Annotated in this window: 22 protein-coding genes, 1 other RNA gene and 1 riboswitch; of the genes, 13 read left to right on the forward strand and 10 right to left on the reverse strand. The window is 48.7% G+C overall.

From position 1 onward, the window contains the following. Nucleotides 1-135 precede the first annotated feature (135 nt). Entirely contained in the window at nt 136-513 is a 378-nt protein-coding gene (locus ACYZZ0_RS08240; protein ID WP_461536124.1) for an outer membrane protein assembly factor BamE, read from the forward strand. Nucleotides 514-538: 25 nt separating this feature from the next. Here ACYZZ0_RS08240 and ACYZZ0_RS08245 read toward each other — a convergent pair whose 3' ends face one another. Next, nucleotides 539-883 (reverse strand): RnfH family protein, encoded by a 345-nt coding sequence (locus ACYZZ0_RS08245; protein WP_461536125.1) that lies wholly within the window; start codon nt 881-883, stop codon nt 539-541. 11 nt (nt 884-894) lie between these two features. Next, entirely contained in the window at nt 895-1,326 is a 432-nt protein-coding gene (locus ACYZZ0_RS08250) for a type II toxin-antitoxin system RatA family toxin (protein WP_461536126.1), read from the reverse strand. A 125-nt stretch (nt 1,327-1,451) separates the two neighbouring features. Between ACYZZ0_RS08250 and smpB the strand changes: the two genes are divergently transcribed. Further along, nucleotides 1,452-1,934, forward strand: a complete 483-nt coding sequence (smpB, locus tag ACYZZ0_RS08255) for an SsrA-binding protein SmpB (protein WP_461536127.1) — start codon at nt 1,452-1,454, stop codon at nt 1,932-1,934. A gap of 188 nt (nt 1,935-2,122) precedes the next feature. Next, nucleotides 2,123-2,512: a transfer-messenger RNA gene (gene ssrA / locus ACYZZ0_RS08260) on the forward strand. Between the two features lie 119 nt (nt 2,513-2,631). Here the strand turns inward: ssrA and ACYZZ0_RS08265 are convergent. Next, nucleotides 2,632-4,755, reverse strand: a complete 2,124-nt coding sequence (locus ACYZZ0_RS08265) for a hypothetical protein (RefSeq protein WP_461536128.1) — start codon at nt 4,753-4,755, stop codon at nt 2,632-2,634. Between the two features lie 205 nt (nt 4,756-4,960). On the opposite strand from ACYZZ0_RS08265, the gene ACYZZ0_RS08270 reads away from it, so the two are divergent. Together ACYZZ0_RS08270 and ACYZZ0_RS08275 are read left to right on the forward strand one after the other, a co-directional pair. Beyond that, nucleotides 4,961-6,718, forward strand: a complete 1,758-nt coding sequence (locus ACYZZ0_RS08270; RefSeq protein ID WP_461536129.1) for a SufS family cysteine desulfurase — start codon at nt 4,961-4,963, stop codon at nt 6,716-6,718. A 57-nt stretch (nt 6,719-6,775) separates the two neighbouring features. Then, entirely contained in the window at nt 6,776-7,543 is a 768-nt protein-coding gene (locus tag ACYZZ0_RS08275; protein WP_461536130.1) for a TSUP family transporter, read from the forward strand. 22 nt (nt 7,544-7,565) lie between these two features. Here the strand turns inward: ACYZZ0_RS08275 and tcdA are convergent, their stop codons facing one another. The 4 genes from tcdA to ACYZZ0_RS08295 form a co-directional block, all read right to left on the reverse strand. Then, nucleotides 7,566-8,339, reverse strand: coding sequence for a tRNA cyclic N6-threonylcarbamoyladenosine(37) synthase TcdA (gene tcdA / locus ACYZZ0_RS08280; RefSeq protein ID WP_461536131.1), 774 nt, complete (start codon nt 8,337-8,339; stop codon nt 7,566-7,568). Between the two features lie 164 nt (nt 8,340-8,503). After that, nucleotides 8,504-9,625: an alanine dehydrogenase gene (gene ald / locus ACYZZ0_RS08285; protein WP_461536132.1), complete on the reverse strand. Its 1,122-nt coding sequence runs from the start codon at nt 9,623-9,625 to the stop codon at nt 8,504-8,506. A gap of 267 nt (nt 9,626-9,892) precedes the next feature. Continuing rightward, entirely contained in the window at nt 9,893-10,558 is a 666-nt protein-coding gene (locus ACYZZ0_RS08290; protein ID WP_461536133.1) for a class I SAM-dependent methyltransferase, read from the reverse strand. 130 nt (nt 10,559-10,688) lie between these two features. Continuing rightward, nucleotides 10,689-11,870 carry an MFS transporter gene (locus ACYZZ0_RS08295; RefSeq protein WP_461536183.1) on the reverse strand — a complete coding sequence of 394 codons (1,182 nt, stop codon included), beginning with the start codon at nt 11,868-11,870 and terminating at the stop codon, nt 10,689-10,691. Nucleotides 11,871-11,996: 126 nt separating this feature from the next. On the opposite strand from ACYZZ0_RS08295, the gene ACYZZ0_RS08300 reads away from it, so the two are divergent. Beyond that, nucleotides 11,997-12,362, forward strand: coding sequence for an L-rhamnose mutarotase (locus tag ACYZZ0_RS08300; protein WP_461536134.1), 366 nt, complete (start codon nt 11,997-11,999; stop codon nt 12,360-12,362). A gap of 459 nt (nt 12,363-12,821) precedes the next feature. Then, nucleotides 12,822-14,039 carry an aromatic amino acid transport family protein gene (locus tag ACYZZ0_RS08305; protein ID WP_461536135.1) on the forward strand — a complete coding sequence of 406 codons (1,218 nt, stop codon included), beginning with the start codon at nt 12,822-12,824 and terminating at the stop codon, nt 14,037-14,039. Between the two features lie 19 nt (nt 14,040-14,058). Here the strand turns inward: ACYZZ0_RS08305 and ACYZZ0_RS08310 are convergent, their stop codons facing one another. Together ACYZZ0_RS08310 and ACYZZ0_RS08315 are read right to left on the reverse strand one after the other, a co-directional pair. Then, nucleotides 14,059-14,928 (reverse strand): acyltransferase, encoded by an 870-nt coding sequence (locus ACYZZ0_RS08310; RefSeq protein WP_461536136.1) that lies wholly within the window; start codon nt 14,926-14,928, stop codon nt 14,059-14,061. 102 nt (nt 14,929-15,030) lie between these two features. Beyond that, nucleotides 15,031-15,945: an acyl-CoA dehydrogenase family protein gene (locus tag ACYZZ0_RS08315; protein ID WP_461536137.1), complete on the reverse strand. Its 915-nt coding sequence runs from the start codon at nt 15,943-15,945 to the stop codon at nt 15,031-15,033. Nucleotides 15,946-16,067: 122 nt separating this feature from the next. Between ACYZZ0_RS08315 and ACYZZ0_RS08320 the strand changes: the two genes are divergently transcribed. Beyond that, complete coding sequence (locus ACYZZ0_RS08320; RefSeq protein WP_461536138.1) at nt 16,068-16,817, forward strand: glycosyltransferase; 750 nt, start codon at nt 16,068-16,070, stop codon at nt 16,815-16,817. A 142-nt stretch (nt 16,818-16,959) separates the two neighbouring features. Here ACYZZ0_RS08320 and ACYZZ0_RS08325 read toward each other — a convergent pair whose 3' ends face one another. After that, a complete protein-coding gene (locus ACYZZ0_RS08325) occupies nt 16,960-18,150 on the reverse strand; it encodes an acetate kinase (RefSeq protein WP_461536139.1) in 1,191 nt (396 codons plus the stop codon). Between the two features lie 541 nt (nt 18,151-18,691). Next, nucleotides 18,692-18,894, forward strand: a riboswitch (cobalamin riboswitch). 128 nt (nt 18,895-19,022) lie between these two features. On the opposite strand from ACYZZ0_RS08325, the gene ACYZZ0_RS08330 reads away from it, so the two are divergent. The 5 genes from ACYZZ0_RS08330 to ACYZZ0_RS08350 are packed head-to-tail and all read left to right on the forward strand — an operon-like array spanning nt 19,023 to nt 24,403. Further along, a complete protein-coding gene (locus tag ACYZZ0_RS08330) occupies nt 19,023-20,903 on the forward strand; it encodes a TonB-dependent receptor domain-containing protein (protein WP_461536140.1) in 1,881 nt (626 codons plus the stop codon). Beyond that, nucleotides 20,903-21,544, forward strand: coding sequence for a cobalamin adenosyltransferase (locus ACYZZ0_RS08335; RefSeq protein WP_461536141.1), 642 nt, complete (start codon nt 20,903-20,905; stop codon nt 21,542-21,544). The genes ACYZZ0_RS08330 and ACYZZ0_RS08335 overlap by 1 nt, the downstream gene beginning before the upstream one ends. 17 nt (nt 21,545-21,561) lie before the next feature. Then, a complete protein-coding gene (locus ACYZZ0_RS08340; protein WP_461536142.1) occupies nt 21,562-22,398 on the forward strand; it encodes an ABC transporter substrate-binding protein in 837 nt (278 codons plus the stop codon). Between the two features lie 44 nt (nt 22,399-22,442). Next, on the forward strand, nt 22,443-23,171 hold the full coding sequence (locus ACYZZ0_RS08345; RefSeq protein WP_461536143.1) for a hypothetical protein: 729 nt from the start codon (nt 22,443-22,445) through the stop codon (nt 23,169-23,171). A 47-nt stretch (nt 23,172-23,218) separates the two neighbouring features. Further along, nucleotides 23,219-24,403, forward strand: coding sequence for an acyl-CoA dehydrogenase (locus ACYZZ0_RS08350; RefSeq protein ID WP_461536144.1), 1,185 nt, complete (start codon nt 23,219-23,221; stop codon nt 24,401-24,403). Nucleotides 24,404-24,448: the final 45 nt, after the last annotated feature.

Below are 24,448 nucleotides of genomic sequence, written 5' to 3' on the forward strand. Positions count from 1 at the left end.
AGCATCATACATTAACCGGCTATAGTTCATTGGCATGAGTAATAGCAGATAATGTACTTAACCCTTACCTGATGCGAAAAAGGGCGTTATTATCTCATTTCGCTTCAGGATTGAAAAACCAACAGTTAGTAGACCGTGATACAAACAAAACTACTCCCCCTGGCCGCCATTCTGACATCGGCTGTCTTAAGCGGTTGCGCCGGCTGGGCTGACACAGAACAACGCACACTGGGTTTCCCCGGAGCTTATCGCATCAATATCCAGCAGGGTAATATCATTACCCAGGACATGATTGACAAGCTGAAGCCCGGAATGACCCGTAACCAGGTCCGCTTCGTGCTGGGCAACCCGCTGCTGGAAGACACTTTCAACCAGGATCGCTGGGATTTTGTCTACAGCATCCAGAAAGGCAACAAGCCGCGGGAACAGCAAACCCTGACCATTCTGTTTGAAGGCGATAGCCTCGCAGGGTTCAGTGGTGACTTTGTTCCTGGCATGACTCCGGGCCAGTAATAACTCAAGCCCGGACTCCTGTTGATCAGCCGCGCGCTGCCTTGGCTTTTTCTGCCCGGCGCCGGCGAACCTCTTTGGGATCGGCAATCAGCGGCCGGTAGATTTCTACCCGTTCGCCATTTTCCAGAGCCCGCTCCTGCGGCTTAGGCACTGTTTTGCCAAAAATTCCCATTTTGGCACTGCCCAGTTCGATTTCCGGGAATTTTTCTGTGATACCCGAGCGCTGGGCGGCTTCAAATACTGTTGTGCCTGCCGGAACAGTCAGCGGTACAATCACCTGCTCATCAGGCCGGGCGTAGGCTACTTCGACCTGAATTTCGCTCGTGCTGTTATCGCTGGCAACGTGCCCTGTACTTTCTTTTTGAGTCATATACTCCTCGCTTAATTGAACAGGACATCTGCCCGTTTGCAGAAAGTATCCACCATATTATTGGCTGTCTGATCCACAATTTTACCTACCGCAGCCTCGGAAACACCGCCTCCCAGACTGAATGAAAGACTCAGGCTTACCTTGCAGGCATCATCTCCCAACGGTTTGAAATCCCAGCGACCAGACAGGTTGCCAAGCGGGCCATCCAGCAGGTTCATTTCGATGGAAACGCCCTCAGTCATGGTATTGCGGGTCATAAAAGAACGTTCGATACCGGCTCTGACCACTGTCAGCCGCGCTTCGACCAGATCACCTTCCTGCTTCAGGATGCGTGCTTCGGTGCATCCTTCCAAAAATTCCGTGTAACGCTCCACATCACTGACCAGCGCATACATATTCTGCGCAGAATGCATAACCAGTGCGGAGCGATTAATGGTGGTCATCCAGCCTCCAGAGACAGCCTGTAAAGTCACATTTTAAAGTGGCTCAGGATATATCGGGGAGAATTCGGTTTCTACCACCCGTCGCTTTATAGCGTATTTGTCACGACACACATATAATTCGCGCCATGGCCAAGAAAGCGAAAAAAGCCGGTGACGGCGGCTCAAGTATCATCGTCAACAAAAAAGCCCGCCATGATTACCACCTCAATGAGACTTTTGAGGCTGGCGTTTCTCTGGCTGGATGGGAAGTCAAAAGTCTGCGCATGGGAAAAGTGCAGATTACGGACAGCTATGTCCTGCTGAAGGACGGCGAAGCCTGGCTGATCGGGGTGCATATCACACCGCTAAATACAGCTTCCACCCATGTTTATGCCGAACCGACCCGGGATCGCAAGCTGCTGCTGCACAAGCGCGAGCTGGCAAAACTGTTTGCGGTAACCCAGCAGAAAGGTCACACCTGCGTGGCGGTTAAGCTGTACTGGAAGCAGCATCTGGTTAAATGCCAGATTGCTTTGGCAACCGGTAAGAAAGAACACGACAAGCGAGCATCCAGCAAAGAGCGTGAGTGGAATATTGAAAAACAACGGGTTATGAGCAGTCGTCGTTAAGACTTTCATCCCGCGTTAAAGACTTTTGTTCTGCGTTAACTTGAAATCGGTTGACGCACACCCTATATATTGAAGTAGAATGCGTTTTCACGTATTCAGCCTAAGCTGTTGATTCAGCAAGGGTTGCTGTGAAGAGTCTCTGCCAGACTGTTCACAGGGGTATTCTCTTAACAGAGATAAAAGTTTCCGGGGACGATTTGGATTCGACGACGGTTACAAAACCCAAGGTGCATGTCGAGAGGGTAGTGCTCTCGTAAATCAAAGCTACAAAAACGTAATTGCTACCAAACTAGCAAACTTCGACCGTCCTGCTGCCAATGACAGCTGGGCCGTTGCTGTAGCTTAAAAACCTACAGGGTCGCGGACGCATCGATTCGCTCATTGATTGTTTGCGTCTGAAATCGAAGATGAGCTCGCCATGAAGCCCGCCCCGGGTGGATTGGTTAAAACTTAAGGGGCTAGCCTTCTCCACCCTGGTCGTCGGGTCGGTTGAGGCGAAATTAATAGACTGACCTAAGCATGTAGGGCCAAGGGCAGCGGACTGGCGGACGCGGGTTCAATTCCCGCCGTCTCCACCAATTAAAAAAGCGGTAATTCTTATGAGTTACCGCTTTTTTATATTCACAAAAAAGCCTGACTCCAACTTCTTCGTGACTTCAAAGAAGCTTTATTTACATGTAAAACCCACCGAGTTTTTTTAATATCTTCCCACTGTTTCAGGATAAACCGTTTTTACACACTTAATTATTTGTTCCATATCGCAACCAAGCGCCGTATATTTTTCGTCATCCAAAAGAGCACCCTGCGTTGAAAAAATCTGCTCAAAAGCCTCTTCATTTTTCTCCAACAAACATCCAACAGTCAGATCCTGTGCTGTTTCAGCACAGTAGAGCATCATACAAAACAGTCGTGTAAATCTTTCTTGCGAGAAAGCCTTCCCAATTGTGATATTTCCTCCTCGGATCACCTGCAGAACTTCTTCACACATTGCTACAGTGTCTGCTTCATGAGAATACCCTGAATAGCATTTTCTGATATCCTCGCGTACTGCATCAAAACGGTGAGGTAGTTGATCAAAGCAGTCAATAGAGACCATACTCACTGAAGAAAGAGATTTAACCAGTGCTTCAAGCTCTGCAATAAATTCCGGCCCGCCAGTAAAATCAGACATCAATTTTGCTGACGCTAAAATCATAGTAGCTGTTTTTAAAGCCTCACTCTTTTTTTCTTCATTACTACCAACCTCACTGACAACAGATTTAAAGTCCCGCAACAAGCCTGCAATATCTTCTGATTCTAGCCTTGCCTCCTGAATCTGAATATTTTTCAGATTGCTCCACAATATATTATCAGCACCAGAATCTACTACTGCCTTATTTAGAAAACGGCATATATGAAGATATTGCTCTTCTGATAGATCACATTCGACAAAATCCTTACATTCACTAAAACCACGCAACCATATATAAGCTTCAGGGCAAGCACAATAGAAGTCAAAATCAGTCAGAGTTCCTCTTTCTTTTTGCTTGAAGTTATAATACTGATTCATCACTATTACAGGGTACTGACCAAAAACCTGACGTGACATCCATGGCATGCACCAGCTCCATCCCTTTCTGGTTCTCCTTTCCAGCGGAATCTTCCGCCAATTAAAACCTGTTTCAAAAAATGCCCAATCAAGCAGCTCCGACCTGAGTTTGGCATCATCCAGATCTGGCTGATATAAGGTGTTCTGCGTGGATACGATTTTCTCCATCTGGCTGAGAACCCATGGATAATACCTCCCTTGACCAGCAATAAACTGCGCTCTGCCCACCGGACGTTTCAAGGCATTACCAAGATGAGCAAACATACTGAAGTCAGTACGCGACATTGTTTCAGGTATATCATCATCTTCCAGCTTTTCTCGACCAGAAAACACACTTGGGGAAACTGCAGAGATAGTGATAGCTGGACACTTACAAGGCGTTAAAATGAGATCTTCAGCAGCTTCTGACTCAACCCAGTAAGACTCAGAAGCCAAATTGACTTGATGAGAAAACTTAATGTCTTGAGTACATGGCAGTTTAATTTTGTCCTCAAATCCCTCTTTCCTGCAGACCACCTTTTTTCGACTGCGTTTTTTACCTTTTTGGGGCTTTACAGCCTTTCTTTTTTTTGTAGAAGATACTCGTGGGGACTTGGGTTTTGGCACATCAGCGGTAGAACTAACCTCTCCCCTTCTTTTTCTGCTGCTTTTTTGTTTTTTAGATGACTCAAGAGAATCTTTATGTTTTTCCGTAGTAATACTAGGTTCAAATCCATCTGAATACTGCCGCCAAATAGCATAAAAAGCATTCTTTTCTTCTGAATACCTTCCCTCATCTTCTTCTATTTCGGCTTCGACTGCCTTGATTACTGAATGTACAACGTCTATAACATACCCCGCTCCATCCATCCCCATAACTTGTGATTCTCTCGGAATCTTTATTATAAAAACTAGGTTATTGCCCCTGCGCTCACAAAAAGACAAAGAAAATTTACGATCACAGCCAGCATCAAAACCTGCCCGGCAAAGCGTAAACGCATCCTGTCTCTTTTTCACACACTCTTTCAAGAAAACAACCAAAAATTCATTAGCACTAGTATTTCTTAATGGACAATCAAACTCTATTTCAAACCAAAAAACCTGATCCTTGAATTTTCTTTTACCGGATAATTCAACATCAAGCTGCAAATCATTGCCTTTAACTTCAATAGCAGCTTCTAATTGAAACGAAAAAAGGAAAATAGCGAAGAGCAAACAAAGATTCTTTTTTTTGAAAAAAGCACAGCCCAACATTGTTCTTTTTCTATAACCTTTGAGAAAACTATGAAATAGATAGCATATATACCAATGGAATGAAGTGTGGTTAGCATTTGTTTAATAGTCTTATTTGAAATATGAAACGGCCAAAAGCCTTCCTCACTACCAAGCAACCCAATCATCTGTAACAATACCCATGCTTAAAATATCAGCCTGCCTGCAACACTTGGAATAAGACTTCATGACATATAGCCCTGTTTCATCTGCCACGTCACTTTCTGTGAAGGAATTGCGACAGGATTTTCCATTACTACACCAGAATGTGAGTAACCACTCTCTGGTTTATCTCGATAATGCGGCTACCACCCAGAAGCCCGACCGTGTCATCAAAGTCATCGACCGTTTTTACAGGCAGGACAACGCCAACGTCCATCGCGCTTCACACACTATCAGTGCCCGTGCGACCCACGCCTTTGAAGATGCCCGCGAACAGGTGCGCACCTTTCTGAATGCTCCTCATACCGATGAAATCATCTGGACCCGGGGCGCAACAGAAGCCATCAACCTTGTAGCCCAGAGTTATGGCCGAACATTTCTGAAACCGGGTGATGAAATTCTGTTATCTGCCATGGAACATCATGCCAATATTGTTCCGTGGCAAGTTGTTGCAGAACAAACCGGAGCCTCAATCAAGGTCATTCCATTAACGCCGAAAGGTGAACTGGATATGGCTACATTACCGGAGTTACTGAGTAACAAGACACGCATTGTTGCCGTAAGCCATGTTTCCAACGCTATTGGAACGGTTAACCCTGTGCAGGAAATTGTTCGTCAGGCGCATGCTGTTAGCGCCATTGTTCTTGTTGATGGCGCCCAGGCTGTTTCTCATTTCCCTGTTGATGTGCAGCAACTTGGGTGTGATTTTTATGTCTTTTCAGGTCACAAGGTGTTTGGTCCAACCGGTATCGGCGTCCTCTATGGACGACAGGATCTTCTTAATCAAATGCCGCCCTGGCAATGTGGTGGTGAGATGATCAAGCAGGTCAGTTTTGACGGTACCACTTTCAACACCCTGCCATTCAAGTTTGAAGCCGGCACTCCAAATATGGCCGGTAGTATCGGGCTGGCTGCAGCACTTGAGTTTTTACAACAACAGGATCGTACATCATTACAGCAGCATGAAGAGCAGCTTAGAGTTCATGCTGAACAACGCCTGAGACAAATTCCCGAGATACGTCTTGTGGGAACAGCCCGACAAAAGGTATCTGTGGTTTCATTCACCGTAGAGGGCATCCATAACCAGGATATTGGTTTCCTGCTCAACCAGAAGGGTATCGCCGTACGCACCGGCCATCATTGTGCCATGCCGTTGATGGACCATCTGGGTATAGACGGCACCATTCGCGCTTCATTTGCACCTTATAATACGCTTGAAGAGGTCGACTATTTTGTCGATAGTCTGCAACAAATTATCAAGCAGCAGCTCTATTCCTGCAACGCATCCGAGCCTTCTACTCAATCTGAAAGCAACCAGACAGAGACAGCAGCAACATCACTCGAAGCACCTTTCAGCCAGTTCTCCACAGACCAGAACGCTGCCAATACCCTGCTGGATGCACTACATAGCAGCAGGGACTGGCAATCACGCTATCGTCAGCTAATGCTGATGGGAAAAAACATGGCGCCATTGGAACAGCACTGGAAAACAGAAGATTCACGACTGCATGGTTGCGAAAGTCAGGTCTGGCTGCATCATCATTATGATGACAACTCCATGAAGCTGTATTTTGCTGCAGACAGTGATGCCCGTATTATTCGCGGCCTGATTATGCTGGTGATGCTGCTTTGCAACGGCAAAACCGCACTGGAAATTCAGAGCTTATCTTTTGAAGACGAATTTGAAACACTGGGGCTGCTTACCCATCTGAGCCCTTCTCGCGGTAACGGCCTGCGGGCTATTGTGGATGAGATTTGTTCTGTGGCTCACCGCTATCTCTAATGAACAGGCTCTAACGGCTCATTCGCTTCAACACTGACTAAAAGGCAAATCAGACACTTGGATATTTTGCTGACACCCGAACTGTATGCCCTGCTCTTTTCAGCAGCATTAGTGGCAGGTTTTGTTGACTCCATTGCGGGCGGAGGCGGTTTGATTACCGTCCCCGTATTGCTGGCTGCCGGCCTGTCTCCAACGCAAACACTGGCAACGAACAAACTGCAGAGTACCGGCGGTTCATTCTCGGCCAGCCTGTATTTTGTTCGACGTAAAGTTGTTGACCTTAGTCGAATGAAGTTGGCCATAGGCATGACTTTTCTCGGCAGTGCTGCCGGAACCTTACTGGTGCAACAAATTGATCCGGCCTTTCTGCGCTACCTGATTCCGTTTCTGATGCTCGGGATTGCCTTTTATTTTCTGTTTTCCCCCAAACTGGGCGCTGAAGATGTTAATCCCAGAATTACCTATCCACTGTTCTGTTTTACCGGTGCAGTTGGTGTTGGTTTTTATGATGGTTTTTTTGGCCCGGGCACCGGATCATTTTTCGCTCTGGCATTCGTTATGCTGCTGGGATATGCACTTCCCAAAGCCACAGCTCACGCCAAGCTACTGAACTGTACCAGTAATATTGCAGCACTGATCTTCTTTGCACTTGGAGGGCATGTCGTCTGGACGGTTGGCCTGCTAATGATCGGAGGCCAGTTTATTGGCGCGCGACTAGGTTCAAGAATGGTGCTGAGTAAAGGCCAGAAAATCATTCGCCCCATGATTGTTGGCGTATCACTGGTTATGACCGCCAAACTATTCTGGGATAACTTCGCCGGATAAGCATCAAGAGGCCGGGTAATTATTATCCGGCCAGTTTGCGCAAAATACGCGACACAGCAAAAAAGCCAAACGTCGCAGTCACAACAGTTGCCGCGCCAAATCCACTGGAGCAGTCCATTTTCATGGATCCTTCACCTGAAGGTTTCTGCTGACAGACAGTGCCATCCGGCTGTGGATAAACTGCCGCTTCCTCAGAGTAAATGCACTCCACACCAAAGCGTTTTGATTTGGGAAAATTGTGGAACCGGCGCAACTGGTCTTTCATTTTGCGGGCCAGCGGATCCTGAATGGTTTTAGTCAGGTCTGCTACCCGGATCAGCGTCGGATCTACCTGTCCACCGGCAGCACCAACGGTTACAACAGGAATTTTGTTCCGTTTACAGCAGGCAATAATTGACGCTTTAACGCGATAGCTATCGATAGCATCAAGCACAAAATCATAATCCCTATCGATCAGTTCCCTGACATTATCCTGAGTGACAAAGTCTTCAATGATTTCACACTGGCATTCAGGATTAATCGCCCTGATCCGCTCAGCCATGACTTCACACTTGGACTCACCTATCGTGTTTTTCAGCGCATGCAGCTGGCGGTTGGTGTTGGTGACACAGACATCATCCAGATCAATCAGGGTTATCCGGCCAATACCGGTGCGGGCCAGCGCCTCGGCAGCCCATGAACCAACGCCACCAATGCCAACAACACAGACATGGGCCGTTGCAAACCGTGCCTGTGCATCGGCACCATACAAACGGCGGATGCCACCAAAGCGGCTGTTATAGCTTTCAGTGTTCATTCAAAAATCATCAAACCGGATACTGCTCGGGGAGGGGCATTATAGAGAGCAGACAAGGGGATTTAAATAAAGCAGATAAACAAAACCGGCGCCCGCTAAACATCAGCAGGCGCCGGCCGGAGCTTTCTTTTTACCCGGGACTAACCCGGGTAAGCACTCGACGATCAGAAACCGCCCAGAGCTTCCTCAGCAGGAACGTAAGGCAGGTTCTGAGCTTCAGCAACCGGCTTGTTGGTGATCATGCCACGGTAAACGTTCAGACCTTCCAGCAGGTGACGGTCGGTGGACAGCGCTTCACGCGGACCCAGGTTAGCCAGTTTCAGAGCGAACGGCAGGGTAGCGTTGTTCAGCGCCTGAGTGGAAGTACGGGCAACCGCACCCGGCATGTTGGCTACGCAGTAGTGAACAATACCGTCAACCATGTAGGTCGGCTCGGCGTGAGTAGTAGCCTTGGAAGTTTCGGAGCAGCCGCCCTGGTCGATTGCAACGTCAACAATCGCAGCGCCTTTCTTCATCTTGGAAACCAGATCACGGGTGATCAGTTTCGGAGCGGAAGCGCCCGGAATCAGAACCGCACCGACAACCAGGTCAGCAGTGGTTACGTGCTCTTCAATGGAGTGAACGTTGGAGTAAACGGTCTTTACACGGTTACCGAACATGTCGTCGAAGCGACGCAGTACGTCAACAGAACGATCCATCAGGATAACTTCTGCGCCCATACCAACAGCCATCTTGCAGGCATTCATGCCGACAACACCACCACCGATGATAACAACCTTGGCAGGCTCAACACCCGGAACACCACCCATCAGGACACCGCGGCCACCCTGGGCTTTTTCCAGAGAGTGGGCACCGGCCTGAATGGACATACGGCCTGCGACTTCAGACATCGGAGCCAGCAGCGGCAGGTGACCTTTATCGTCGGTGACAGTTTCGTAAGCGATGCAGGTGGCACCGGATTCGATCAGGTCCTGGGTTTGAGGCGCGTCAGGGGCCAGGTGCAGGTATGTGAACAGAGTCTGGTCCTTGCGCAGCATAGCACGCTCGGAAGCCTGAGGCTCTTTTACCTTGACGATCATTTCTGCCTTGGCAAAAACTTCTTCAGCGTCAGCGGCAATCTTGGCACCTGCAGCAACATACAGGTCATTGGTGAAGCCGATGCCAGCGCCGGCATCAGACTGAATCAGGACTTCATGTCCATTGGCAACCAGTTCTGCAACAGAAGCAGGGGTCAGGCCTACACGATATTCGTGGTTCTTGATTTCAGTTGGTACTCCGACCAGCATTTCACATCCCCCATCAGGAAGTTATCCGGTTCACGAGAGTCCCAACAGCATCCTGCATATCTATGTTGATGCGCTTTGCGAAATCCCACGAACCTACAATCGACAAACCGAAACTAATTAATATCGGTTTAGTTATATACACTGATTATAAGGGGAAAAGTTCAGTTTTATTTTTTAAAGATGACGCCTTCACGCAAAATAAACCTGAAAAAGTAAACCAAAACGACAAATAACAACAAACGACTGTTCATTTGCTGTTCGCTTTTGTTATCTGATTGCTGAAAAAAGTGCTACGCAGCCCACGACCCTGACACTATATTCACTAAACCGGGCAGCCAGTATTTCTTCCAGCTGCTCCAGACCGTCATGTTCATTGGAAAAGATGCCTTTGCCATTATAAAAACGCATCAGAGCCCTGGCTCTCGGGGTTCTGAAAACGCCCCCACTCAGCAGGGTTGTGCCAAAGACAGCTCCTCCCGGTTTCAACAGCGGCAGCAAATTATCCAGGGCTACACCTTTTTCTTTCAGGGTTCCGGGCAAACAGTGAAAAAGATAATTGAGCCCGATTGAGTCGAATGGTGCCGTTTCAATATTCAGCGGCTCCAGTACGTTAGCGCGCCAGTATTCGGGCCGGTAACGGCGAATACGACGGGAGGTGAACGCCAGGCTGTTCGGGTTAAGGTCTATTAACCCGATTCGGGGATCAGCTACGGGAAATTTGCAGTGACGCAGGAAATAGCCTGTACCTACGCCGACATCCAGATGGGAAGCACCAATATGCCTGTTATAGTGCGCCAGCTGGATGCTTGACGGGCACTTCCATATAAAGCGGTTCGACAGAAACAAAACCCACAGGTCATAAACCCGCAGCAGCAGCCGTGTATAAACGGCCTGCCCCGCCTCGACTTCTTTGGATACTGCAACATTCGCCATGGAGTCCCTTCTATATAGACAATGGGACTACCAAGCTTAGTAGAAACGGCGGCATTCACCACCCATAGCCGGAAACAGCTCTGCCTTCCGGCTATAGAGGCACTTATATTCGTTATTTTCAGCCGTTCTTTCAGCTATTTATAACCAACCGCTGTTTCCAGAGTGTCTCTCGCCCCTGCTCCGGTGAAGTTGGAATCAACCGAGCCAGTATTAGCGAGCAGACCGCAAACCCGGTACCGGTCAGGAAAACTGCAGTGGGCGACTGAAGCCATACCAGTCCCAGCAGGAAGGGAATGAAGACCGCAGCAATATGGTTAATCGTGAAGCTGACACCGGCACTGGAGGCAATATCTTTCGGATCGGCAATTTTCTGAAAGTAGGTCTTGGTGGCTATCGCCATGGCAAAGAACAGGTGATCAACCACATACAGCGCCGCAGCCAGTTCGGCATGTTCTACAAAGGCATATCCGGTAAACACCAGAATCAGGCCAATATATTCAATGGTAAGTGCCTTGCGCTCGCCTACACGGCCAATCCAGCCGCCAATACGCGCACCGAACAACATATTAATGCCGTAGTTCAGCAAATACAGCAGACTGATTTCGCCAACCGAGTAGCCAAACTTCTCTACCATCATGAAACCGGCAAAGACCACGAAGATCTGGCGACGGGCGCCACTGAAAAAAGTCAGGGCATAATAAAGCCAGTATCGCTGACGCAGGATGATCTTTTTATGCTGGGCCGCAGGTTGCTCGAAACGGGGAAAGGCTATCCAGATCATCAGCACCACTATCAGGCCCAGGCCACCAGCGAGCAAATACATCTGCTTGAATTCAACACCCAGCTGATCCATCAACAGCCATATACTACCGTAGGCAAGTAATGCAGCCACAGCTCGTACTGACAACACACGTCCCATAAAGTGAGCTGTCTTTTTCTTGTCCAGCCACTGTAATGTCAGGGACTGGTTAATCGTTTCCAGATAATGGAAACCGGTCGACATAATCACCGTAGTGATATACAGCGGCACTGCTTCAGGCCAGAACCCGGTAACGGCAACACCAAGACACATTACAACCAGAGCCAGACAGGCCAGCGTCTGTTCAACAAATATCAACAGCAGAAAAACAACCGAAAAGGCCAAAAATCCCGGTATTTCCCTTACACTCTGCAAAATGCCGATTTCCTTACCGGTAAATGCTGCCTGCTCAATAACAAAGTTATTCAGCAAGGCTTGCCAGACTGAGAAAGTCAGCGGCATTACGAAAGCAATCAATAACAACAGATTCTCTGGTGTCTTCCAATTTTTCACAATCGGCAAGTTAATTTCCCTAATTTTGTTTTATATGACAGTCCATGAGCATCTTGCCCAATTCAGTCTCTGAGTGAAACTTTCACTTATAATGTTTTCAACAGTGACTGCTGAAGTACAGCTGCCATGCAAAACTACGCATTCGCGTTAAATCTGAAACAGGATGATGAACTGGTCGACAGGTATCTCGAATATCATCGCGCGGTGTGGCCCGAAGTTTTGCGTAGCCTTAATGCTGTGGGAATTAACCAAATGCGACTTTTTCGTATCGGTTATCGGCTGTTTATGTATATTGAAACCGTTGACGGTTTTAATCCTTCAATTGATTTCCCACGCTATTTGACCCTGGATGAACACTGCAAGGTCTGGGAAGATTTAATGGACAGCTTTCAGTCTGTCTGTGAGGAAGCTGCTCCGGGTGAGAAGTGGGCATTAATGGATCAAATATTTGATTTTGAAACCCAGCTTAACCAATTAAACAAGTCATCCTGATTTTATTACGAGCTACACATTTTTCAGCTGCAGGTAGCCTGACGCTCGATCACAATCGAAGTATTTATACGTATGCTCAATCACAGCCAGACTCTGTATTTTGAAAAGAGTCCTGAGCAGGACTTTCACTACACAGACAGTAATCATCACAGATTTATGATATTTCAAGCGTATTATTACGCTCGATTTCGCCAGCCCTGATGGCGTAGTTGAGCGTCGCTCCTGCAACTAATGCTGAGAGCATCTGACATCAACGACGTTATTAGGGCGCATTGGTCTTCTGGATGCAGTTCAAGGATCAATTCGCGAATGATGTGGTGGTGGCAGAACCTGTAATACCTGTACTTACCTTCCTCCCTTCGCAATCTTTCCTGAACTCCAGATCTCCAGTGTGCTGAACATCAGAAACTGCACTGCATAACAACAGTGCCCAAACAAAGTTGTACATAAGAGAGTTGTATGCGAAGTAAAACAACAGGCAGTGCTCTACTGATTGCAGGAACAACCATCGGTGCCGGCATGCTGGCGCTCCCTCTGGTTGCTGCGACCACCGGATTTATTCCGGCAATGGTGATGATGATTCTGGTCTGGGTACTGGCGGCCTGGTGTGGTCTGCTCACAGCAGAAATCAGCAAAGCCTGCCCGGAAGACAAAACCCTTCACGGTATCGCTGGAAGAATACTGGGCAAACCGGGACAGTTGATTAATTCAGCGGCCATGCTGCTACTGTTTTATTCCCTTTGTGCAGCCTACATCAGCGGCGGTTCAGGCCAGCTGGCTTCTATCGTACAACAGGCTACGGGCGTTCAGCTGTCTCATGTTGCAGCCTGTATCTCAGTAACTTTTCTGGTCGCCATTATTGTTGTTGCCGGAGCCCGAGGTGTGGACCTGGTCAATCGCGCCCTGTTTATCGGTATGCTGATTGCGCTGGGTGTCGTGCTGTCACTGTTGTTGCCGGAAGTAGAGCCGGTTAATCTGAACACCAGTCATGCCACACTGGGCAATGGTTTGATACTGGCCAGTTTGCCCGTACTGTTTACCTCTTTTGGCTATCACGTCGTAGTACCGAGTGTCGTCCACTATCTTGATGGATCTACCCGTCATATTCGCAAAGCCGTACTGATCGGCAGTACCTTGCCGATGGCTGTTTACATTCTGTGGAAAGTATCAGCTAATGGTGTTTTACCTGAGCAGGGTTTTGATAGCCTGGGGCAAGCATCGGATCCGGTCAGTGCAATGACCTCAGCACTGGGTGCAGCAACAGGTTCAGCCGTACTGGCGGGACTGATCAGCACCTTTGCCATGCTGGCGCTGGCAACTTCTTTCCTGGGTGTAACCCTGGGCCTGTTTGATTACCTGGCTGAAGCCACCGGTCGCAAAAACAATATCAACGGCAGACTGCAAACCATTCTGATTACCTTGCTGCCACCACTGCTGGCTGCACTCTATGCACCGGGCATTTTCATCACCGCACTGGGTTTTGCTGCGATCGCTCTGGTGGTAACCGCCATTCTGCTGCCAGTTGCTATTGCCTGGAAAATCAGACATAGCAATGCTGAGACCGAGTATCAGGTTCGGGGAGGCCGACCGGCACTGGTCATGGCCTCCGTTACCGGGGTGATTATTATTGGAGTACAGCTGGCAATCACTACCCATATGCTGCCAGCTATCGGTTGATAGTTATCCTTCAGCTGTTTCAGGACGCCAGCTCTTCCAGCTGGCGATCCTTTTCTGTCCAGACTTCGTTTACCCAACCCTGAAACGCTTCACGCCCCTGTGTCTGCTGATAATCATATTCCAGCACCTGAACCAGAGAACGCTTGGTAACCCTGACATCGACCTTTCGAACCCGCCCGCACAGAAAATCCCAAAACGTCGGGATGCCTTCCGGATAGTAAATGGTGACATCCAGCATTTGCTGCAACTTGCCATTCATCGCATCCAGCGCAAAAGCCAAACCACCCGCTCTGGGATTCAGCAAGCGCTGATAACCGGAAGACTGCCGCTTATATTTTTCGGTCGTAAAACGAGTGCCTTCAGCAAAATTCATCACACTGACAGGAAAGTGCTGAAACTTGGCGCAGGCTTTACGCGTGGTTTCCAGGTCCTTGCCTTTCAGATGAGGATTCTTCTCGATAAAAGCTTTGCTATATCGACGCATAAACGGAAAATCCAGCGCCCACCATAGTAGCCCCATGAAAGGCACATAAATCAGTTCTTGTTTCAAAAAAAACTTCAGAAAAGGTATACGACGGTTAAAGACCCGCTGTAATACCAGAATATCGACCCAGGACTGATGGTTAGCTACCACCAGGTACCATTCATCAGGCGAAAGCTCAGGCAGTTCTCCCGTATCTATCCGGGTGCCTCCCAGCAACTTCTGATTCAGGTTATTAATACTGATCCAGAGTGAGGCAATCTGATCAACCACCCAGCTGCATCCCTTGCGCGAAGGCTCAAAGGGAATCAGTTTGAGCAGCCCGAACACCATCATGACAGGAAACCAGAACAGCGTATTGAGCACATAACCGGAAAAAGCAACACTTCCCCGCAAAATCGACAACATTGACTACTTTTCCTTGGTCTATTTTTTGCCCCCATGTTAATACCGGTCAAAAAAAACCGGAAGACATTCGTCTTCCGGTTACAAAATATTCCCTGTTAACATTCACCCTGCTTCTGTTGCCAGCCATGCCCTCGCTTTCAAACGCCGCTGATCCCGGGCTTTACCCGCAATTTTCAGCAACTGACAGTCACGCTGCCAGGCTTTCCGCTCTTCATCACTGACAATTAAGTCCTCCGTTTGTTTAAGTAATGCCTTCAAGTGAGGTTCAATACCACTCATAGCAAGACTTGCAACCGAAAAGTCCGACTGCTGCTGACAGCCTTGAAGCAAGTGAACAAACGCTACCGCCTGCTCTACCAGCTCAAATTTCTGACGATCAAAACCTTTGCGAGCGATCATCCCCAGCAAAGCAGCCTGTACATGCAAGTCTTCACACAGCCGGAAGGGACGGATATAGGTGTCGTAGCCATCTCCCGGAAAAACAGCTGTATCTGATACGTCTACATTTTCCATGATAACTCTGGCGTGAGGGACTTCCGGCACAACACTCAAAGCCGGCATGAGCGCCATACTCAAACCTGCGGTCTCTGCAGGCAACTGCAGCATTTTCAGCTGAGGCCGGCCATCCTGCTGCACACCACAATTTGCAGCAATCAACAGGGTGTCTGCTTCAGTACCCCCGGAAACAAACTGTTTCTGACCTGACAACACCCAGTGCGGTTCCTGCCTGACAAGTGACGAATGAATACTTCGTGGATGCCCGCCGCCCTGCTCGGTAATGCAAAGTGCGACAATAGCGCGTGATGATTCAAGGTCCGGAATCAAACTGCGAATAGCCCATTGATAAGCTGCTGAGAATGCCCAGGCTACACGGTCTGAGCGACAACCGTCATAGAATGCTTTTTCCAGGGTAGAGCCTGTAGAGTCGACTTCCTGTTCCTGCCATTGCCGTTTCCATTCAGCAAAGTTAGTTATTTCCGGAACAGAGTCATGAAGAATTGCTGCAAGCCGTTTCATTATTTTTATTCTGCTTTTATGTGCCCGAAAGCATACCACTCGTCAGGCAGCAGGTAACATTTATTAGTAAGCCTCTACATTCGCTAACCTTCATATATTCAATCTTGTAGCTGCTGTTAGCTATGCCTGTTATCCCCAGGAACGTGCACTGGATCTGGCTGGGAAAAAAGCTGCCTGGCCAGTTTGTGACGAATATCCGGCTATGTCAGAAACTTAACCCTGAGTATCAGTTCTTCTGCTGGTCTGATGCTATTCATCGTTATTCTGACGACCTGAACCTTCTAAATTGCTTTCATCCCTTATCTGAACTCCTGCAACCTGACAGTCACTTCGATAACAGCACATTAACTCAATATGCATCGACCTTTATGCGTGAAAGTACTGGAGGGTATGCCAACCTGCCTAATGCCTCCAACCTGATTCGCTGGCTGGCGATGTACCGATATGGCGGTATTTATCTGGATGTAGATATTCGGGTTGCCGCACCATTCCGGCAGCTGTTCGCTGCTGACGGCATACTGTTTAATACCGAAACGTTGGAGAATAATTATTTTGCTGCCGCTGCAGGTCATCGGATTTTCGAAGAAATCATAACCTCCTGTATTGATAAATACTGCCATGGTTCTTTACTCGGCGTTTCCCGCTACGTTATCCCCGGAGAAAATATGATCTGGGTAACTAAACGAAAACGCACCAATCATATGGCTACCCGAATTTGTGACTGGGGCAGCGGGTTTTCAAAGTTTACCTTGTTGCTAGAGACTGAATATCTCTCAAACGACAATCACTTTCCTGATCAGTGTATTGCCGATGCCCCTGTAGCACTCAAGTGGGCTGCACCGCCTTCGAATACGATAGTAAGTGAAATCTGATGTCTTTTCCGTTCAGAGCACCAGGGGCTGTTGAAGTTTTATCCGAAGCATAAAAAACAAGGCCACACCGAAACCGGTATGGCCTTGCCAACACACAAACATAATCTGTCACAGCAGGTCAGCCTGCTGTGAATGCCTTGAATCAGGCGATCAGTGCAGCGGTGTCACGAGCAATCATCAGCTCTTCGTTGGTAGCAACAACCAGTGCCTTCGGGCACTGTTCGTTGGTGGTGATCACACCCTCGCCACCGAAGCGATGCTTCAGGTTCAGCTCTTCACTCAGTTCGAAGCCGAAGATGCTCATCATTTCAACAACACGCTTGCGAATGATGTCGGAGTTTTCGCCGATGCCGCCAGTGAAGACCAGACCGTCGATACGACCCAGCGCAACGCTCATGCCAGCCAGCTTCTTGGCCAGTACGTAGCAGAATACGTCCATAGCCAGAGTTGCCTGCTCGTGGCCTTCTTCCATCGCTTCTTCGATAGTGCGGCAGTCGTTGCTCAGTTCGGAAATACCCAGCAGGCCACTCTTCTTGTTCAGCAGGTCAGTAATCTGCTGAATGTCGTAGCCACATTCCTTGTTCAGGAAGCTGAACAGGTTGGCATCAACGTCACCGGAACGGGTACCCATTACCAGACCTTCCAGCGGGGTCAGACCCATGGTGGTGTCTACGGATTCACCGTTCAGTACCGCAGAAGCACTGGCACCGTTACCCAGGTGAGCAATCAGCAGTGCGCTGTTGTTTTCTTCCAGACCCAGCATCTCGCAAGCCTGCTTGGCTACATAGCGGTAGCTGGTGCCGTGGAAGCCGTAGCGACGAACACCGTGCTCACGGTACAGGCTGTAAGGTAGCGCGTACATGTAAGCCTGCTTCGGCATGGTCTGGTGGAAAGAAGTGTCGAAAACAACAGTCTGCGGCAGTTCCGGGAAGTATTTCTGGGCAACACGGATACCGGTCAGGTTAGCCGGGTTGTGCAGCGGTGCCAGGTGGGTGCAGTCTTCGATTGCCTGCATAGCTTCGTCAGTTACCAGGCAGGATTCCTTGAAGGACTCACCACCGTGAACCACACGGTGACCAACAGCAGCAATGGTTTCAACCAGGTTAGCATCACGCAGCAGGCTCAGCAGGGCACCAATCGCAGCATCATGATCCGCATCAGCGATAGCCTGCTTGCCCTTTTCACCGTTGATCTTCCAACGCAGACCGGCTTCCGGGCTACCCAGACGCTCAGCCAGGCCATTAATGAATTCTTCTTCAGTCTGCGGATTGATCACAGCAAACTTCAGGGAAGAACTACCACAGTTGATAATCAGAATATTTTCTTGACTCATGACCTAACAATTCCCCGTCTGGAATATAAAAGGCAGGCGAGCCCGGTGACGGTTGTCACCCGGCTTGATATAAATCGGTTTAAGTAGCCGTGGGCAGAAGAAGTCGCTCACAGCCAAAAATGAAAACGGCGGCTTTATCATCACAAAGAAAGTTCATGACAAAAAACAAGGCTGGGAAAGCGCAACCAAAAGATAAATTTTGCGCTCTGAGCCACTGCACATTATCGCTCATTTTCGGAAAAGTGATCCTACACCTAATTGCACTGGAACACTCATACAGGGAAACCGTGCCGATATTCGCACTATCCACACCCATCCCGTGATTTCGAGCAGCATTTTTCAGAAAAACAGCCGCAGATCAACCTTTTTACCGGCATTGGATAATAAAAAAGTACGGAAAACACCACTCCACAGCATCAACTTTTTTTAAACCGGCTCGTTTGGAGTTGAGCAGGAAACAGGGATCAACACGGCTCTGAACTTTTCTGAACAGTTTGTTGACTCCGGGCATGTTCCAAGACTCACCGGACAATCCATGCTAGAGTTCAGCGCTCCACAGCGGTGCCTGGTTCAGATTTTATTGATGATGAACGAGGTTAAAAGGGAACCAGATGCAAGTTCTGGACTGTACCCGCAACTGTAACAGGTGAGCCTGCAGCTATTCTGCCACTGGAAATTCCGGGAAGGCCGGCTGCAAGACATTGACCCTGAAGTCAGGAAACCTGCCCTGTGGGAAGCAAAGTCATACCGGACGGGTTTATCCGGCAGGTGACAGCTATCTGACAGACCTCCATTGCTGTCCGAACTCTCCTGCCTGCTAATTTCTCCCTGTCCGGATGTGCCAACACACACAGAACAAGGGTATTTTTCATATGCAACTGGCAAACAGTTACAGTGTCCGGGCTTTGACACTGGCCATTGCCTCTATCACCGCCGGCGCTGCCATCGCTGCCACTGAAGAGGACAAGCTCGACACCATTATTGTCACTGCCAGCCGAACAGCACAGACCGTTGAGCAGGCTCTGGCGCCGGTTACCGTTATTACCCGTGAAGATATTGCCACCAGTCAGGCTCAGGATATCCCCGAACTGCTGGAAAGAGCGCCCGGCATTCAAGTCACCCGTAACGGTGGCCCAGGAGCTATTGCCTCTGTTTTTGTACGTGGTGCCAGTTCTTCCCAGACCCTGGTTCTTGTTGACGGTGTACGGGTTAACTCTGCAGCGGCCGGAGGAGCAGCTCTGCAGTATCTGACTCCGGAACAGATCGAACGCATTGAAATTGTTCGTGGCCCTCATTCCAGCCTGTATGGTGCTGATGCTATTGGCGGCGTTATCCAGATCTTTACCCGTAAGGGTGAAGGCAAGCCAAAACTCAGCATAACTGTTGGCGGCGGCAGCCGGGGCACCAGCAATTATGCCCTGAACTATGGCGGTAAAACCGGCAATACCCGTTTTAACTTCGGCGCCAGTCTGTATGAAACAGAAGGTTTCGATATCACCCCGGAAAAAATCAATATGCAGGGTGATAAGGACGCTTATCGCAACAAGTCTCTTTCCATGAGCCTGACCCACCAGTTCGATAATGATATCGAGGTTGGCTTCAATGCGATGAACGCCGAAGGCAAGGTCGAATTTGATAACCTGAGTTCATTCGGCCCCCCGGCAAATAACGCCCCCTATACCAACTTCAAGAACTCTTCTGCCGGCGCTTACATCAGTCTGCCCGTCAATGATATCTGGCAGACCCGGCTTGAAACCGGCTGGATGCGTGACTATGGCTATCAGCGTATCAAGGATGCCCAGGGCAATCACAAGGCAACCAGCCATTACCGCACCTGGCGTAATACTGTTACCTGGCAGAACGATATTGCCTGGAGCGATAATCAGCTGACCACTGCAGGGCTGGAATACTACAAGGACAGAGCTGATAACAGCAGCCCCTATAAAAACAACAACAAACCGGTTGACTCCAGAAGCAACAAGGCAGTGTTTGTACAGAACCAGTCATACTTCGATGGGCACGACCTGCAGGTCGGACTGCGCTATGACGACAATGAAGAGTATGGTCACAAAACCACCGGCAATATCGCCTGGGGCATTGACCTGCCAGCGTCCCTGCGACTGGTTACTTCCTACGGCACTGCATTCAGGGCACCTACTTTTAACGACCTGTACTTCCCGGGAGCTAATCCCAAGCTAAAACCGGAAGAGTCCGAAAACTATGAAGTAGCTCTCAAGGGCCGTCACAGTTTTGGCAACTGGAGTGTGGCTGCATTCCAGAACAACATAGACGACATGATTCGATGGGCGCCTCAGTCTAACGGAATCTGGACACCTCTTAACGTTGATAAGGCACGTATTCGGGGTATCGAAGCACAACTTGATACAGTTCTGGCCGGCTGGCAGCTTAATACCACTGTGACACTGCTGGATCCGGAAGATCGCAAAACCGGCAAACAGTTAGTGAAACGTGCCAAACAAATGCTGACACTGAATGCTGATCGCCAGTACGGTGATTTCAGCATTGGCGGTACTCTCAAGGCGCAAAGCAAAACCTATAACGATACCGCTAACAAGCAGCAACTGGGTGGTTTTGGTACTGTCGATCTCCGTACCGGCTACCGCTTCAGCTCATCTTTCAAGGGCCAGCTGAAAGTTGTGAATCTGTTTGACAAGGATTACCACACTACCAAAGGCTACAACAGCGAGCCTCGTGGTGTATTTGTGAGCGTAACCTATACGCCTGAAATTTAATGCGTCCTGCGTCGTTACTTCCGGGTAACGACGCTTTTCTTTTGTCTCCATCAGATCTTTTAACATCCGCCATGACCATTAAATACTCCGGTGATATTCGTGAGCTCTGTTATCCGTTTATTCACGAGACAAGTTACCTCTGCGACTTTGAAATGCTGACTGATGAGTGGTGTGCCCAGATTGGTGCAGCCATCAATGCATTCGAACAGTTGGAGGACGCTTCAATATACAGTGATTTCATATCTTTGCTGCAGGAGTTGCAGCCGCTTACCTTTAACCTGAACGGTTCCATTCGAGGTCGGTGCTGCATTTCAGAAACACATATAGAGGCGATCAAACAGCAGTACGACCATTATCAACAGGAAGTCACTGGTCGTGTAAATGGCTTTGTTCTACCCCGCGGGCCTCGTCCTGTTCCAGAGCTTAATATCTGTCGCAGTCAGGGTAAGAAAGTCATTCGAATACTGGTGAGGGTTGATGAAGAAGGTATAAAGGTGCCTGAGACCTTGCCCCGATTTGCCAATCTGCTGGTTAACCTGTTCTTTCTGCTAACGGTCGTGGTTAAAAAACGGATGAGCATTGAAGAAGTGGCCTATATCAGCCCCAACTACGGCCCTGCAGATACAGCCCGCAAGCAATGAAAATCAGGTCAGCCTTGTTGAAGGCCCTTCTTATATTCAGCCTGTTTCCGATCTCTGCGACTGAAGCTGTAGAACAGAAGAAACTCGCTAAAGTTATCAGCTTGTCTCCTTTCACTACCGAGCTGTTGTTCACTGCAGGTGCAGGCTCACACCTGATTGCTGTTGATGATGACAGTAATTTTCCGGAACAAGCCAGATCGCTTCCAAAGGTGGCCAGCCATAACAGCATCAATGTTGAGCAGATTTTGCATTTAAAGCCGGACCTGCTCGTAGACGGCAGTGGCTATCACGCCCCTCAGCTTATGCAGCAACTGCACAGCCTTGGCATTCCTTTTTATTCAGTAGAGATTGACCGATTAACTGATATACCGAAGAGTTTGCAGAAGCTGGGACAGCTCACTGATAGCAGCGCGGTAGCTGATAAAGCGGCAGCTGAGTTTATGGAGCAATATCAACAACTGCTCCAACAGTACTCAGATCGAAAAACTGTTCCGGTGTTTATTCAGATATGGACTGACCCGTTGATGTCAGCAGGTCAGGATAATTTTATTAATGATGCACTAAAGCTATGTGGCGCCAGTAATATCTTTGCTGATACTCCCGGTAGTTTTCCGCAAGTTTCAATGGAAAGCCTGTTGCAGGAAAACCCTCAGCTAATACTGACATTTGGTGATAGCAGTCGTATCAACGAAATGAAATCATACTGGAGCCGCTATCCAGCTATCCCGGCAGTTGCTCACAACAGATTTCTGATACTGCCCCATGCACTGCTGGCAACACCAGGCCCCCGGGTCATAACGGGTGTACGACAGTTATGTCAGACTATTGATACCGTTCGTCAGAATTCGCCGTGACTATGCTATAACATTCTTACCTTCCTTCTGGCTCGTTATTCCTTATGAGCGCACTCAACTTTATTGATCTGCTTTCACCCTGTAATGGCACTGGCGAGACTTACATGCTGTATGCCAGAGTCATGCTTCGCAACAAGATTATCGGTGAAGTTACACTGGATACGCTGAGCCCTGACCAGTTCGGCGTTACCTTTACCGGAGGCAACAATCTGGACTCAATACCCGGGCTGATACCAATACTGAGACGTACCACCGGACACGGCAGCTTTGCCATCGACAGGGGACGGTTCAATCTGAGTAAGGCATTCGTTCACCCGGAACCTGAGCGACGGGATCTGGATGCTTCTGTAGAACTGTTTGAGTCAGGCGTCCTCACAGCCTTTCTACTCGATATCCATCTCGAAGTGGTTTACCAGTATATTCTTTTTAACCGTAAACCCTGTCTCCGTATTTTGAGCATTCACCCCGGGTTTCATATTCTGCGGATAAAAATCACCAACGAAGGCGAATACACCGGACTGGGCATCAAGTTTAATCACCGGGGTTCAGTTTATCTCTGGTTTCGGGTATCCCGACTGCAACGGCAGGAACAGCTCCGGAGGGATATTCAGGGTCATCTTGGTCAGGCAGAGCTACTTGTTCCTCATATGGCGATGCCAAACCCTGCAGACGAAGAGGGGCTTACCATCGGCTCCCGGGATATGGTTGAAGATGAATCAACCTATGCATTTGTAGTTGGTGAGCCACCTTCAACATCGCATCAGTCCGATTAAAGCTGATATAGTTCCGCACAATACGATAACAACAACATCTTTTTATCATGAACGACACTACCTGGACCCGCTTTAACCGGGACGATCCTTTTGGTCTGGAAAATCAGCTGTCAGATGAAGAGCGTCTGATTCGTGATACAGCCCGCCGCTATGCACAGGATCAGCTATTACCGCGCGTTCGCCATGCATTTAGAACAGAGACGACAGATAAGGAAATATTCCACGAACTGGGTCAGCTTGGACTATTGGGTGCACCACTGAAAGGTTATGGTTGCTCCGGTGTCAGTCAGGTTGCCTATGGTCTGATTGCACGGGAAATTGAGCGGGTAGATTCAGGCTATCGCTCCATGTTCAGCGTTCAGTCCAGTCTGGTGATGTACCCGATATACGCCTATGGCAGTGAAGCCCAGAAACAAAAATATCTTCCCGGGCTTGCCAGTGGGCAGCTGATAGGCTGCTTTGGCTTGACTGAGCCTGATTTTGGTTCTGATCCCGGCGGCATGATTTCCCGCGCCCGAAAGGCAGACGGCGGTTACCGGTTAACCGGTAACAAGATGTGGATAACCAACGCTCCGATTGCTGACATTTTTATTGTCTGGGCTAAAACCGACGACGAGGTTATTCGCGGCTTTATACTAGAGAAATCAATGTCCGGCCTGTCAGCTCCGACAATTGAGGGCAAAATGGCACTGCGCACTTCAATAACCGGTGAAATTGTTATGGATGATGTTTTTGTACCGGAGGAGAATCTGCTGCTGGAAACAGCCGGACTTAAAAGCCCGTTCGGTTGTCTAAATAGTGCCCGCCTGGGAATTTCCTGGGGTGCACTGGGGGCAGCCGAAGCTTGCTGGCATACCGCCAGAGACTATGTGATAGAACGCAAGCAGTTTAACCGCCCTCTTGCCACCAATCAGCTGATACAGAAAAAACTGGCAGATATGCAGACCGAGATCAGTCTTGGATTACAAGGTAGCCTGCGGGCATCACGTATGAAAGAAGAGGGACAACTTGCTCCCGAACTAATATCCATGATGAAACGCAACAATTGTCGCAAAGCTCTGGATATCGCCCGAACTGCCCGGGATATGATGGGAGCCAATGGTATTTCTGACGAGTATCCGGTGATGCGTCACATGGTTAATCTGGAAGTTGTAAACACTTATGAAGGCACCGAGGATATTCATGCCTTGATTCTGGGCCGGGCACAAACAAATATTCAGGCATTCTTTTAATAATTCAAATTAGACACATCAGTTAATTAATAACACCAACTGATG

The organism is Spongorhabdus nitratireducens (genome assembly GCA_947387575.1).
Taxonomy (GTDB): domain Bacteria; phylum Pseudomonadota; class Gammaproteobacteria; order Pseudomonadales; family Endozoicomonadaceae; genus CANDOC01.